At 45.5% G+C, this 13,140-nt stretch carries 9 protein-coding genes; 6 read left to right on the top strand and 3 right to left on the bottom strand.

Annotated features, from left to right (window positions below; translation table 11 throughout):
* Positions 1 to 8: 8 nt before the first annotated feature.
* Together ACLSU7_RS17160 and ACLSU7_RS17165 are read right to left on the bottom strand one after the other, a co-directional pair.
* Positions 9 to 332 carry a hypothetical protein gene (locus tag ACLSU7_RS17160; RefSeq protein ID WP_413293118.1) on the bottom strand — a complete coding sequence of 108 codons (324 nt, stop codon included), beginning with the start codon at positions 330 to 332 and terminating at the stop codon, positions 9 to 11.
* A gap of 12 nt (positions 333 to 344) precedes the next feature.
* Positions 345 to 638, bottom strand: a complete 294-nt coding sequence (locus ACLSU7_RS17165) for a hypothetical protein (RefSeq protein WP_413293119.1) — start codon at positions 636 to 638, stop codon at positions 345 to 347.
* 292 nt (positions 639 to 930) lie between these two features.
* Here ACLSU7_RS17165 and ppdK point away from each other — a divergent pair, with 292 nt between their 5' ends.
* The 3 genes from ppdK (at position 931) to ACLSU7_RS17180 (ending at position 5,496) form a co-directional block, all read left to right on the top strand.
* Positions 931 to 3,648 carry a pyruvate, phosphate dikinase gene (gene ppdK, locus ACLSU7_RS17170; protein ID WP_413293120.1) on the top strand — a complete coding sequence of 906 codons (2,718 nt, stop codon included), beginning with the start codon at positions 931 to 933 and terminating at the stop codon, positions 3,646 to 3,648.
* Positions 3,649 to 3,752: 104 nt separating this feature from the next.
* Positions 3,753 to 4,547 (top strand): transporter substrate-binding domain-containing protein, encoded by a 795-nt coding sequence (locus ACLSU7_RS17175; protein WP_413293121.1) that lies wholly within the window; start codon positions 3,753 to 3,755, stop codon positions 4,545 to 4,547.
* 49 nt (positions 4,548 to 4,596) lie between these two features.
* Entirely contained in the window at positions 4,597 to 5,496 is a 900-nt protein-coding gene (locus ACLSU7_RS17180) for a MipA/OmpV family protein (protein WP_413293122.1), read from the top strand.
* Here the strand turns inward: ACLSU7_RS17180 and ACLSU7_RS17185 are convergent, their stop codons facing one another.
* Complete coding sequence (locus ACLSU7_RS17185) at positions 5,497 to 7,251, bottom strand: hypothetical protein (protein ID WP_413293123.1); 1,755 nt, start codon at positions 7,249 to 7,251, stop codon at positions 5,497 to 5,499.
* Positions 7,252 to 7,418: 167 nt separating this feature from the next.
* Here ACLSU7_RS17185 and ACLSU7_RS17190 point away from each other — a divergent pair, with 167 nt between their 5' ends.
* The 3 genes from ACLSU7_RS17190 (at position 7,419) to smc (ending at position 13,119) form a co-directional block, all read left to right on the top strand.
* Complete coding sequence (locus ACLSU7_RS17190) at positions 7,419 to 8,246, top strand: DUF4423 domain-containing protein (protein ID WP_413293124.1); 828 nt, start codon at positions 7,419 to 7,421, stop codon at positions 8,244 to 8,246.
* Positions 8,243 to 9,286 (top strand): hypothetical protein, encoded by a 1,044-nt coding sequence (locus tag ACLSU7_RS17195; RefSeq protein ID WP_413293125.1) that lies wholly within the window; start codon positions 8,243 to 8,245, stop codon positions 9,284 to 9,286. Before ACLSU7_RS17190 ends, ACLSU7_RS17195 begins: the two co-directional genes overlap by 4 nt.
* 245 nt (positions 9,287 to 9,531) lie before the next feature.
* Positions 9,532 to 13,119, top strand: a complete 3,588-nt coding sequence (gene smc / locus ACLSU7_RS17200) for a chromosome segregation protein SMC (protein ID WP_413293126.1) — start codon at positions 9,532 to 9,534, stop codon at positions 13,117 to 13,119.
* Positions 13,120 to 13,140 lie beyond the last annotated feature (21 nt).

Here is a 13,140-nt window from a genome sequence, read left to right on the forward strand (position 1 = left end):
TCCCTTTTTTATTGTTGTTGCAAGTAAATCTGAACGTCAAATACGGAGCGATATAAAAGGCCGCTGACCGTATCGCCGGGCTGGGAATTACATTTCAAGGTAACTCCTTTTGCCATAACTTCATCGAAGGAAAGCGGGCAATAGTTGTTATCCAGATATAATGCTTTAGCACCATCAAACGAAAGGTTCGCCAGGCAAAGACCTGTTCCTTCCAGGGGCTTGATGTCTACAACCTCTGCTGTGATTCGCGCATCCACCTGCTTGCACACCACGGTTTCCGCAAGGGCAGAGGTCGTCGCAAAAAATAACATGAAAGATAAAACCGACTTCATAAGTTCCTCTGATTAGTAAAGAGAAACTTTGTTGCTGCCTGCTGGGTGATTCAGGATGCCGTCAACTTGAGAACCAACAACATGGTTGCACTCAAGCTCCACGATACCAACCTGGCTTCTAAGAAGAGGGCACGCGTAACTTGGTTCGAAATAGCTAAAAGAAATTTGCGCTACACAAAGATCACCTTGGGTAGATTGAATGGCAGTCACTCGGCCGATAACTTGTGCTTGCTCAATAGAACAGTCATCAGCGGCAAAAGCAGAAGTGGCAGCCAACAAAGTCAAAATAACAGCGAAAACTTTCATGGAAATCTCCTTAAAAACGTTTAATCAGATGCGGCAGTTTTAACATAGCGAGGCGAAGTTCCCGTTATGGAAACCCGAAGCTTGTAAAACCTAAAAAAGGTGTTCAGAAAATTGTCACCTAAGTGCTGGTTTTTCTTTGAGATTACAGAACCTCGTGGATCGAGCCTTGGCTCTAATATTGTGAGGGGCGAAGTGTCGAAATATTTCATTGATTCTAAGGGTTTAGCTTGATCTTATGCTAGGTGTTTCAGACACATTTAAGAGTATTTCAGACAAGCTGGAAGGGAAACTTATGAACCAGAACGTCACCATGGAAAAACCAACTAACAAAACGACTATCCCGCAGAAGTTCGTTTATTTCTTCGCTGCCGGGGATTCTGAAGGCAACGCGGGAATGAAAAACATCCTGGGTGGTAAAGGTGCGAACCTTGCCGAGATGACTTCTTTAGGAATTCCAGTTCCTCCGGGATTCACGATCTCGACTGAGATTTGCACGCACTTCTATGAAGAAGGCGGAAAACTTCCTGAATGGGTTCGTCCGAAAGTCATCGAAGCCATGCAAAAGGTGGAAGCGAAAATCGGTAAAAAATTTGGTGATGTGAACAATCCGCTTTTGGTTTCTGTTCGCTCCGGTGCTCGTGCTTCCATGCCAGGGATGATGGATACAATCCTGAATTTGGGTCTGAACGATCAAACGGTTGAGGGTCTGGCTAAGTCTTCTAACAACCCACGCTTTGCCTGGGATTCTTATCGCCGCTTCATCCAAATGTACTCTGACGTTGTGATGGGAATGAACTCCTCACTTCTGGAAGTCACATTGGAAGACATGAAAGAAGACAAACACTACAAACTCGACACTGAATTGACAGTGGATGATTTGAAGTCTTTGGTTAAAAAATTCAAAGAGCTTGTTCATCAGATGACGGGCCAATCTTTCCCAACAGATCCTTGGGAGCAATTGTGGGGTTCCGTTTCCGCAGTTTTCCGCTCTTGGAATACACCTCGCGCGATCACTTACCGTGAACTTCACAGCATTCCTGCTGCTTGGGGTACAGCGGTTAATATCCAGTCCATGGTTTTCGGTAACATGGGTGATGACTCTGCGACGGGTGTGGCGTTCACTCGCAATCCATCGACAGGGGATAAGGCATTCTATGGGGAATTCTTGATCAATGCTCAAGGTGAAGACGTGGTAGCGGGTATCAGAACTCCGCAGCCAATCACTAAAATTGCAGCTGCAGCTTCTGGGGTTCAGTCATTGGAAGAGGCTCTTCCAAAAGCTTACCAGCAGTTGGTGGATATTTATAAAAAATTAGAAGGTCACTACCGCGATATGCAGGATATCGAGTTCACGATCGAGCGCTCCACATTGTGGATGCTGCAAACTCGTAACGGTAAGCGTACAGCCGCAGCGGCTTTGAAAATCGCTTGTGACATGATCGATGAAAAGTTGATCACCGAGGACGAAGCACTTCTTCGTCTGGAACCTTCGTCGTTGGATCAGCTTCTGCATCCAACTTTGGATCCGAAAGCACAGAAAACACTGTTGGCAAAAGGTCTTCCAGCTTCTCCAGGTGGCGTGAACGGTCAAATCGTGTTCACTTCCGAAGAAGCTGTTGAATGGAAAGAACAAGGCAAAAAAGTCATCCTGGTTCGCGTGGAAACTTCTCCGGAAGACATCGCGGGGATGGTGGCAGCACAAGGTATTTTCACCACTCGTGGTGGTATGACATCTCATGCGGCGGTTGTTGCCCGTGGTATGGGTAAATGCTGTGTTGCTGGTTGCGGTGAAGTCGAAGTCGACTACCGCACTGAAACAATGAAAGTGAAAGGCTACGTTCTTAAAAAGGGCGATGTGATCACTTTGGATGGTTCAACAGGTGAAGTCTTCTTGGGTGAAGTAAAAACTATTGAACCAAAACTGGATCAATACTTTGAACGCATCATGAAAATCGCAGATCGTACTCGCAAATTGAAAGTGCGCACGAATGCCGACACTCCGAAAGATGCGCAGACTGCGAAAAACTTCGGCGCTGAAGGTATCGGGCTTTGCCGTACAGAGCATATGTTCTTTGGTGCGGATCGTATCGATGCGGTTCGTGAAATGATCATCGCGGATAATAAAATGGATCGCGAAAAAGCATTGTCGAAGCTATTGCCGATGCAACGTGATGACTTCTATCAATTGTTTAAAATTATGGACGGCTTGCCAGTAACAATCCGTTTGTTGGATCCACCTCTTCACGAGTTCGTTCCTCACACAGACGAAGAAACGAAAGAATTGGCAACTCGTATCGGGACGGACTTTGATCGTCTTCGTTCCAAAGTTAAAGCTTTGCACGAATTCAATCCGATGTTGGGTCACCGCGGTTGCCGTTTGGCGATCACTTATCCTGAAATCTATATCATGCAAGTTCGCGCCATTGCGGAAGCAGCTTGCATGATCATGAAGGAAGGTTTGAAACTTTCTGCTCCTGAAATCATGATTCCATTGGTAGCAACTGACAAAGAGTTGGATATGCTTCGTGGACAGGCGGAAAAAGAAGTTAAGAAAGTTCAAAACGAAAAAAATCTGAAATTTGATTACGCGATCGGAACGATGATCGAGCTTCCGCGCGCTGCTTTAACGGCGGATGCGATTGCAGAACATGCAGACTTCTTTAGCTTTGGTACTAATGATTTGACGCAAACGACTTTGGGTCTTTCTCGTGATGACTCGGGCCGCTTCTTGGGTTCTTACGTTTCTAACGGCATCTTGCCTAAAGATCCGTTCCAATCTATCGACCAAGTGGGTGTGGGTTCACTGGTGAAAATGGGTGTGGATTTAGGCCGTCGTATGAAACCGTCACTTAAGATCGGTGTTTGCGGTGAGCATGGTGGTGATCCAGAATCTATCGAGTTCTTCCACAAAGTGGGATTGGATTATGTGTCTTGTTCTCCATTCCGCGTACCAATTGCAAGATTGGCTGCAGCGAGAGCCGCACTTCTGACAAAGAAGCTTCATTCCTAAAATAACTAAAGGGAGCCTCAGGGCTCCCTTTTTTATGTCTTGTTTGCCTGCAGATAACGGCTCATTTGTTTACCTATTCCGGCGGGACTTGCTAAGCTTTCTCCATGTTAAAAACTTGCGGTGTTGTTTTGGTTGTGATTCTTTCGCAGGCGTCCTTGTCGCGTGCAATTTCTAAATGTGAACGAACATTTCGGGTCGGAGTTATTGAAAACGAGCCCCTTTATTACCTGGAACAAAATGAAGCCCGAGGATCGATGTTAGACACGATTGCGGAGCTGCGTAAGCGAACAGGCTGTGGCTTTGAGGTCTTGGAGATGTCGCGCCCAACACTGGTTGAGAGGATGAAAAACGCCAGTGTTGATATCACGGTCTTGTCGATCAAAACTCCAACGATGGATAAAGTCGGAAGATTCATTCAGATGTTTCGCAGTTACCGGGCCGTGACCTTTGCGCCTGATTTGCAGAAAAAGAATTACGATCTGCAGCAGGCGCTCGCCGATAAAGCCGTGGTTTTTGGTAGCTTCATCGGGACCCAGGGCTATTTCAAAGAAGAGGAAATAAGTCTGTTGCGAGAGCAGGGTCGCATTCGCCAATTTCCAGATTATGCGACAGTTTTTCAAGCGCTGAAGCGTCGGCAGTTGAAAGTTTTCATCGGATCCGTTTCGATTTCAGATTACTTTCTGCAGAAATATAAAATGACCGATTTTGGTATGCAGATTGATCGAAAAGTCATAACTGGAGTGGGCAGTTACTATGCGCCAAAACGGGTGAGTGCCCAGGAAGTGAAAATGCTTGAAGCTGCACTGGCATCCATGGTGAGAGATGGTACGTTCGCTAAAATTTATGGGAAGTATTCCTCTGCTCTGGTGCTCCAAAACGCGATTGTTCCTAATGATTAATCACTGATTGTCCAGTTGGGAAAACCCGAGAAAAGCCGATAACGGCTTTATGCGTTTTTTCCTGACTCTTCTTTTGGTACTTTCGTTCGCTCCATGGGCTTTTGCCGATGAAGAGCCGGCGCCGCCGTTGTGGGAGTGGGGCTTAGGTCTGGGATATATTCGCTACGCTGATTACCCTTCCTCAGATGAATATTCCGATTTAATGTTGCCGTTTCCAACGTTCCAGTATCGTGGGGAGTATCTTCGCGCCGACGACCGTGAGGGCGGTAGGGCTTATCTTTTTAAATCTGAGACGTGGTCTTTGGAGTTTTCCGGGGGAGGGCGATTGCCTCTGGATTCCTCCAAGAATCAAGCCCGGCAAGGGATGGAAAATCTGCCGCTGGTTTTAGACGGTGGACCGCAGCTGGTTTGGTCCAGCGGTCGCACGTGGGAATTTCAGTTGGCACCGTTTCTTTCCGCGGCTGCATATGGCAGTTATATCCGTCAAAACGGGATGCGCTTTAAAGCACAGTTGATCTATCGCTGGGAAAGTTATGCCCGTGGACCTTTCGCCTCGCCGATATATATTTCCGGAACAACAGCCCTTGAAATGAATGCTGCCAGCCAAGAGTATATGAGGACCTACTTTGAGGTGGACGCTGGGCAGGCCACGAGTTCCCGAGTTGCTTACAACGCTGTTGCCGGCTTTTTAAGTAACAATCTTTCTTACTATCAAAGGTTTTCTTCAGGCCGTTTTTCACTGTATGTCGGAGCATCCGTTTCGGATTACACGTGGTCCGCGAACCGCTCGAGTCCCTTGCACAAATCGGATCTAAATGTCGGGTACGGGGTCGGGATGATCTACCAATTTGGTGAGTCAGCGAAACCATCGATTTCGCCGGAAGACACGCAAGGTGTGATCAACCGCTACAGGCAGTTACGCCACGATCGTCTGTTTCCCGGTGATTGATTAGTTGCAACGGCGTGTAGCCGAAGTATTGTCTCGTTCTGCTAACTGCTGGCACGAAGTGGGAATCTGTTCGCCACTCGCGATACGAATCTGTAAAGCTCTATAGAGCAGGGTGGAGTGTGGATCAGACATATCTCGACTTTGCAGAGGATAAAGTGAATCCATCAACGCACAAGCCATATTCCCGGTGGGTACTTGATATTTGCTTTTCAATTCCTGACTGACTTTGGCTGAAAAAAGATCTGCGAAGTCTTCGTCCGCGAAAAACTCTGTGGACTGTTTCTGCTTCACGCAGGATTTTGTTGATTCTGAATTGCTGCTAAAAGCAAAAACGGAATGCCCGAGCTCATGGGCAAGAATGGAAGCTCCCAATTCCGGAAATTTGACACTGTACCAGCTGACCATCACGTAACCATAGCCGACGGCATTTTTATCAGAAACTTTCGTATCTGGAATCTTAGGGCAGAGATTTACTTCACTCGCATTCTTGGCAAACATCGTCAGGATCAAAGCTTTTCCGTACAGGGACTGGGAATCCAGCTGGTCCATCTTTACGGTGTCGTCTTCAATGCTGGAAATTTTAGAACGTAGTGAGGCAAGCCAAGCTGTGCTGTTTTTGTCTGACGTTGAAGGATAAAGAAATTGAATCTCCTTAATTTTTTCATAAGCCGGATCTTGAGGATGTAATATGGCTAACGCCGATTCGCGTGTTTGCTCCGCCAACTCTTTGAACTTTGCAAGTTGGGTGGGCTGGGGATAAAGATTGATGGATTGATAATATCTTTCAGAGCAATTGTCTTTTAAATCTGTTTGAATTTGTTTGGTAAGTTCCTTTTGGAATTTCTTTTGCGAGTAGATTTTGAAAAGCTGTTCCTGTGTCAGCGGCGAAGTTTTCATTAGGTCCGTGATAATGGCATTGCCCGGGCCAAACAAAAAATGTTCCAGACGACGAATTGACAAAGCGTATTCAGTCAACTCTTCCATCTCTTCTAGATCCAAGGGTTCCGAAGCTTTAATTTTAGCAGTAATAACCGCATCTAAAGAGTTCGCCCCACCGACGATTTTTTCCAGACGTGTGAAGTTGCTCTCGATGAACTTCAGCTCGTTCTGTGCTGCTTCGGTCAAGGAAAGATTTGGATACATTTGTTGCAGATAAGTCCATTTTCCCATGTGCTGGTAAATTCCAAAAGCTTTCTGAAAATCCACCTCTTGAAATTTGCCATTCCAATACTTTTTCATTTGGGGAATCTTATCCGCATTCTGTAAAGCATTGAGCGTCTGTAAAATTCTAAGTTGATCATCACTTAGCTTGATCGTGGAAAAATCGTTCTCTTTGGCTTCCAGCAGGCTTAGCCATTTTTCTGAGTTGATTTTGCGGGCAGCGTAATATTTTAACAGAGCCGACTGAATGTAGTCGGCATAATATTTCTTTTGCGCTTCCGTTGGAATGGCTGCTGTTTCCGTCATTTTGCTGAGACTTGGATATTTTTGGAAATCGTTTGAGCAAAGCTGCTGAGTGCAGGCGTATTCCAGGGGATAGGCTTGTTGGAGTTTTTGTCCCAAAGAGGTGTTCGGTGTAAAACCACGATTGTCGTTACTAGCAGTCGTTTGCTCAGTCGGTGAGGGTTGCAAAGTCTGATTTGAAATTCCAGAGGGTTTTAAACTCTCAGGATTTGTCGAGGAAGAATCGCGACAGGCGACCAAGGTGGTAGTTAACGCTAGAGTAATTGCTGTAAGAGTCGCGAAATGTCTCATTATGAGATTCTCCCGAGTTTGGTTTTACACCTGTCAATGTGTTGACGTCGAAACCACTGCCAATTGGTTATGGTTTCCGATGTTCGTACACACCGAATATCAATGCGATGATGATGCCGAAAAACTAAACAGTGCCGTGTGTTATAGTTCGACAAATAAAGTTACGAATGTTTAATGACGAACTTATGAAAACGGGAAGCCTTAAGTCGCAGACATACAGAGATTTTATTTTCGAAGAATTCAAAAAAAGAAAGACCAAAAACTCTTCTTATTCCATGCGTGCGTTCGCTCGAGATTTGGAAATGAATGCTTCACGTTTAAGTGAAATCATGAATGGAAAAGTGGGTTTGTCGGATCTAAAGGGTGCTGAGATCGCACAGCGTTTTGGCCTCAATGGTAAAGACCGTGAATACTTCTTGGACTTGATTCGTGCAGAACATGCCCGCAGTTCCATTGCCAAGAAAGAAGCCCGCGAGCGCGTTCGCATGTATTTGCTCGATGAACGCACTTTGACAGATTCTGAATTTCACGCGGTGGCGGACTGGCGAAACCTCGCTTTGTTGGAGCTTTTGACGGTTCCAGAAATCGAAACTTCGGCGGCCTCTTTTGCGCAAAAATTGGGTCTTCCTGTGGCTGAGGTTGAAGAGGTGGTTGCACAACTGGTGGCCTGCAGGATGCTTGATACATCGGGCGAGCGCTGGCAGGCTCTGGAAGGCGACTTCACGACTTCTGCAGATGTTTCTTCCAAAGCCGTTCAAAACTTTCATAGTCAGATGTTAAAACGTGCTGGGCGGGCAATTCAAAATGATCCCGTGGAAGATCGGGAGTTTTCATCCGTAATCTTTGCGATGAGTGCCCAGCAAATGAAGTACGCCAAGGACCGCCTGCGGGAATTCCGTCGTTCGTTGGTGCGTGAGTTGGAAGCCATTCCTGGCAAAGAAAAAGTCTTTAGTTTGTCGATGCAATTGTTTGAGCTTAAAGGAGATGCCGAATGAAAAGTTTCATCAGCGTTTGCGTTTTACTGTTCTCAGTAAATATTTTTGCAGCGAAGGAAGTTCAAAACGGTGGCGGCGGAACTACTCAGGATGGTTCTTATCAAACCTGGGGTTCAGCGCGAATTTCGGTCGACAAGGATCCTTTGGGTTTCTATGCGGTTCCGGGGCTAAGTCTTTTGACGGATCGTCTTTTGCGTATGCCGCTGCCTGAAAATGTTAAAGGGGAGTTGTTGGCTGCGATCACACCGTCATTGGCTCGAAATTATCATCAGATCAGTTCCGACAAATTTGATCCTTCAGCTCGCGCGAATCTGGTTTCGATTTATGCAAAGCTTTTGAATGTATCTCCGGAAAATGTGGTGATCTTTGCTGTGACCGAGCCCAAAACGAAAAAGACGATGCTGCTACCAGAGTTCTTTCGCTTAACTGAAATCGAGCAGGCTGCGATTCTGTTTCATGAGGCGTTATGGCTTGTGAATTCCAAAGCGACTTACGAGCAGATCATTAATATTGAACAGGTGACTCAAGTCTATTTGCAAGAGCCCACGAATAGAACTCATTTGCTAAGAGTCTTATATGCTTTGGGAGTCTTTGTTAATCAACCGATGCTGCCTCTGGTTCCGGCGATGATTTTGCAGTATCGTCCTGAATCCATCCTAGATGAAGACTGGTCACCAGTGATTATTCCGATGGATGATTTTTTTGGTGGCTTTGATGGGTTGGATCAGTTCTTGTGTAAAAGACGGCCAGCCATAAAGTGCCTTGAACCTTTCCCTTATAAAATCGATTTGCGCGATGTGATTCGAGTAAAGGCGGCACAGAATCCCGAAAATCTTTTTTACATGGCTTTCAGCGATTACCTGCAGGGCGCACCTCTGGTGAACGTCAGTATTTCAGATGATGTTAGAGGTACGAATCCGTACATAGAGTACTATCATAGTATTTTTTTGGAAGTGAGCATCCAGGCACCTAAAACTTTGAACTTCATTATGATCGATAGTCAGGCTCGCCGAGTTGGAGAACTTTACTTCTTCAGATAGAGAAATAACGACGTAAACAAAAATCTCCGGAGTGAATGATTTAGCGCTGCGCATATAATGCGGAGCGCTTTTTCATTAAAGGACTCGCGATATTTCTGCTTAACTTTTCAGCGTTTGCGATTCTTTTGGCAAGCCACAGTTGACATAGTTCCCCGGAGTCGCGAGAGTTAAATGGCCTTTGGTCTAGCTAGACCTTGGGCTTGTATATTTTGAGTAACGAATGTCACTCAAGAGGGGAATATACCTTGAGAATTAAAAAGATTGAACTCATCGGTTTTAAATCGTTCAAAGATCGCACGGTGATCCATTTCGATTCTGGCATTACAGGTATCGTAGGACCCAACGGTTGCGGTAAATCCAATATCGTTGACGCCCTTATGTGGGTTATGGGTGACCAGTCTGCGAAAGATCTTCGTGCATCGCAAATGACAGACGTTATCTTCGGCGGGGCTGAAGGTTACGCGCCACTTGGTATGTGTGAAGTGTCATTGACGCTTGAAAATGACGGTGGCGCATTCCCGGTTAAATATATCAAACACTCTGAAATCATGGTGACTCGTCGTCTTCACAGAAACGGTGAGGGTGAGTACTTTATCAATAAAGAACCAGCTCGTTTGAAGGACTTGCAAGAGATCTTCATGGATACGGGTGCGGGCTCTAAAGGTTTCTCTATCATCGCTCAAGGTATGATCGGTAAGATCATCACTTCGAAACCTGAAGACCGTCGTATGCTTATCGAAGAAGCTGCGGGTATTACTAAGTTCAAAGCTCGTAAAAAAGAATCTCAACGTAAGCTGATCCAAACAGATCAAAACTTGCTACGTTTGCAAGACATCGTGGGCGAGTTGAAACGCCAGATCGATTCTTTGCAAAGACAAGCGCAACGTGCAGAACGCTACCGTAACATCAAAAACCAAATCGAAGATTTGGATTTGTGGATTTCTACAGCTCAATACGTGGAGTTGGCTCGCGCGGCTGAAGAAGCTCAAGCGATCTTCAATGAAGCGCAAAGCATGGAAATCGAAGGTGACGCCAACCTTTCGACTCTTCAAGGTCAATTGGAAGTTTTGAAGCTTCAAATTCTTGAAAAAGAAAAAATGGCTGAAGAGCACCAGACAGTTTACTTCGACAAGCAAGGCACTGTTCAGAAGAAAGAGATGGAGATCCAAGAGCTTCGTTTCGAAATCGAACAAGCCCGTCGTAATGAACAAATGACTGGTACAATCCTGCAAGAGCAACAAGCTCGTCAGGAATTGCTAGCTCGTGATAAGGCGTCTTTGGAAGCTCAAGTCACTGAGCTTAAAGAAGAAGCTGAAACTCTGACTGCAACGTTCAACGAAAAAAATGAAATCTTCCAAAACTTCAACTCTCGTATCGGGACTGTTGATGAAGATTTGACGACGAAACGCCGCGAACTATTCGCTGTGGGTCAGTCTGAGTCTTCTTTGGATGCTCGTGTGAACTCTTTGTCTGCACAAATCGCAGATTTGAGCGAACGCCAGGACAACGAACAGCAGGTTCTGAACGAACTTCGTGAAAAACAAGTCGAGTTTGAAAACCGTCGCAAAAAAGTGACGAACGATCTTGATAAAGAACGCCAAATGCAATTGGACTTGGCTTCTGACGTTGATTCTTTCGAAGCTAACAAAAAGATCCTGACAGAGTCAGTGGCTGAGAAAAAACTGGAAGTTGAATCATTCAAAGATTCTTTGAATGAAGTGGCTTCCCGTTTGTACGGTCTTGAAAACTTGCAAAACAACTTCGAGGGTTTCCAAGAAGGTGTGAAGCAAGTGATGTTGTGGCAAAAAACTCGTTCTCAAGAGTTGATGGCGGATGGTTCCGTTGTCACTCACTTCCAACCGGTTTCTGAGGTTGTTGAAGTTCCGGCTGAGTACGAAGTGGCAATGGAAGCGGCATTGGGCTCACGCCTGCAAATGCTTTTGTCTTCTGATGCAAACATCGCAGTCGACGCTGTTTCTCATTTGAAAGAACAAAAATCCGGTCGTTCCAGCTTCATGTCTGCTAGCGACCAAAATATGGCATTTAACCGTGCTGAATCTCCAATCGGTCAAGAGGGCGTTCAAGCTATCTTGAAAGACGTGGTTCAAGCGGCTGATAAGTTCAAAAACGCTGTCACTTATATGTTAGACGGTGTTGCGATCGTTGATTCTATCCGTACGGCTTTGAATCTTCGCGCGACATACACTGGCTGGACATTCGTTACTCTTGACGGTGACACTTTGACGGCAGACGGTGTTTTGACGGGTGGTTCTTCTGAGTCTGCAGATTCAGGAATGCTTAAACGTCGCCGTGAGATCAAAGAATTGTCTGAGAAAAAAGACGAATTCGCTGGAAAACTTCAATTGGCGCAAATGGCTCTTAAAAAAGTTGAAGAGCAATTGGCGAACGTATTGAACGATTTCGAAGGCGCACAAAAACGTAAAATCGACCAAGAAATCAAAGTTACTGAATTCAGAAAAGACCTTGAACGCGCCGAAAACGAAGTGCAAAACGCACAAGCGGCCGTAGAACGCCAAGAACGCGAAGTCAAAAAATTGACTGAGCAATTGGAAGTTCAAGAACAGAAAATGGAAGAATTGAACGAAGCCTTGATTGAAGCTCGCGAGAAGAAAGTTCTTCTTGAAGGCGAAGTTGAGACTTTGAATTCTGAATTGAATTCAGTTCGCTTGGGCTTTGACGGTCTTCAGGCTGAAGTAACGGATCTTCAAGTAAGATCTGCTTCTAAAACTCAGGAATACACAGGTGTTTTGAGACAGCTTGAGATGGTTTCCAAATCTTTGTCAGACCTTGATGCGCAACTAGCTCGTATGAGCGAAGAGGCTGAAGGGTACAACTCTCAAATGACTGAGAGCCAAGTGACTTTGGAAGAAAAGAAAATCGAATTTGAACGTCTTTTGGATGAAGTTGAGCAATTGAAACTTCAAGCGGCTCGCACGAAAGACGAATACGAAGTGATGTCTGAAACAATCCGCGCGATCGAAGAGGAAGCTAGTGCTTCTCAACGTCTTCGCAACGAAAGACAGCACAAAATGAACGACTCTCAATTGAAGCTTGAACAAGCTAAGATGAAAGAGCAGTACTTGGTTGATTCTATCCGTGAACGTTACATGTTGAACCTTCCTGATGTTATTGAGAAATACATCAATAAAGAAGGCGACTTCATGGAAGCTGATGCTCAACTGAAAGATCTTCGTGAGAAATTGGCGAAAATCGGTGAAGTGAACTTGTCAGCGATCGAAGAGTACGAAGAAACAGCAACTCGTTACGAGTTCCTGACGAAACAACACGCAGATTTGACAGAAGCGAAAGAACAACTTCGTAAAGTTATCGATCGTATCAACAGAATCTGTTCAAAACGTTTCAAAGAGACTTTCGACTTGGTTAACGAGCGTTTCACTCGCGTATTCCCAGTACTATTCGGTGGTGGTGAAGCGTGGTTGGAGCTTGTTGAAGAAACTGAGAAAAACGAAGCGGGTATCGAAATCATCGCTCGCCCTCCAGGTAAGAAAACACAAAACGTGTCTTTGATGTCCGGTGGTGAGAAAGCTTTGACTGCGGTAGCCCTGGTATTCTCAATCTTCCTGGTGAAACCATCACCATACTGCTTGCTGGATGAGGTTGATGCGCCACTTGATGACGCCAACGTATTCCGTTTCAACGACTTGGTTCGCGAGATGGCAAAACGCTCTCAAATCATCGTTGTTACCCATAACAAGCACACGATGGAAGTTGCTAAGAAACTTTACGGCGTGACGATGCAAGAGCGCGGTGTTTCGACGATGGTTTCCGTAGCCCTAAACGATATCAAGTAACCCGAAGCGGTGAAAAAGGCC

The organism is Bdellovibrio sp. HCB185ZH (assembly GCF_047302455.1).
In the GTDB taxonomy this organism is placed as follows: Bacteria; Bdellovibrionota; Bdellovibrionia; order Bdellovibrionales; family Bdellovibrionaceae; genus Bdellovibrio.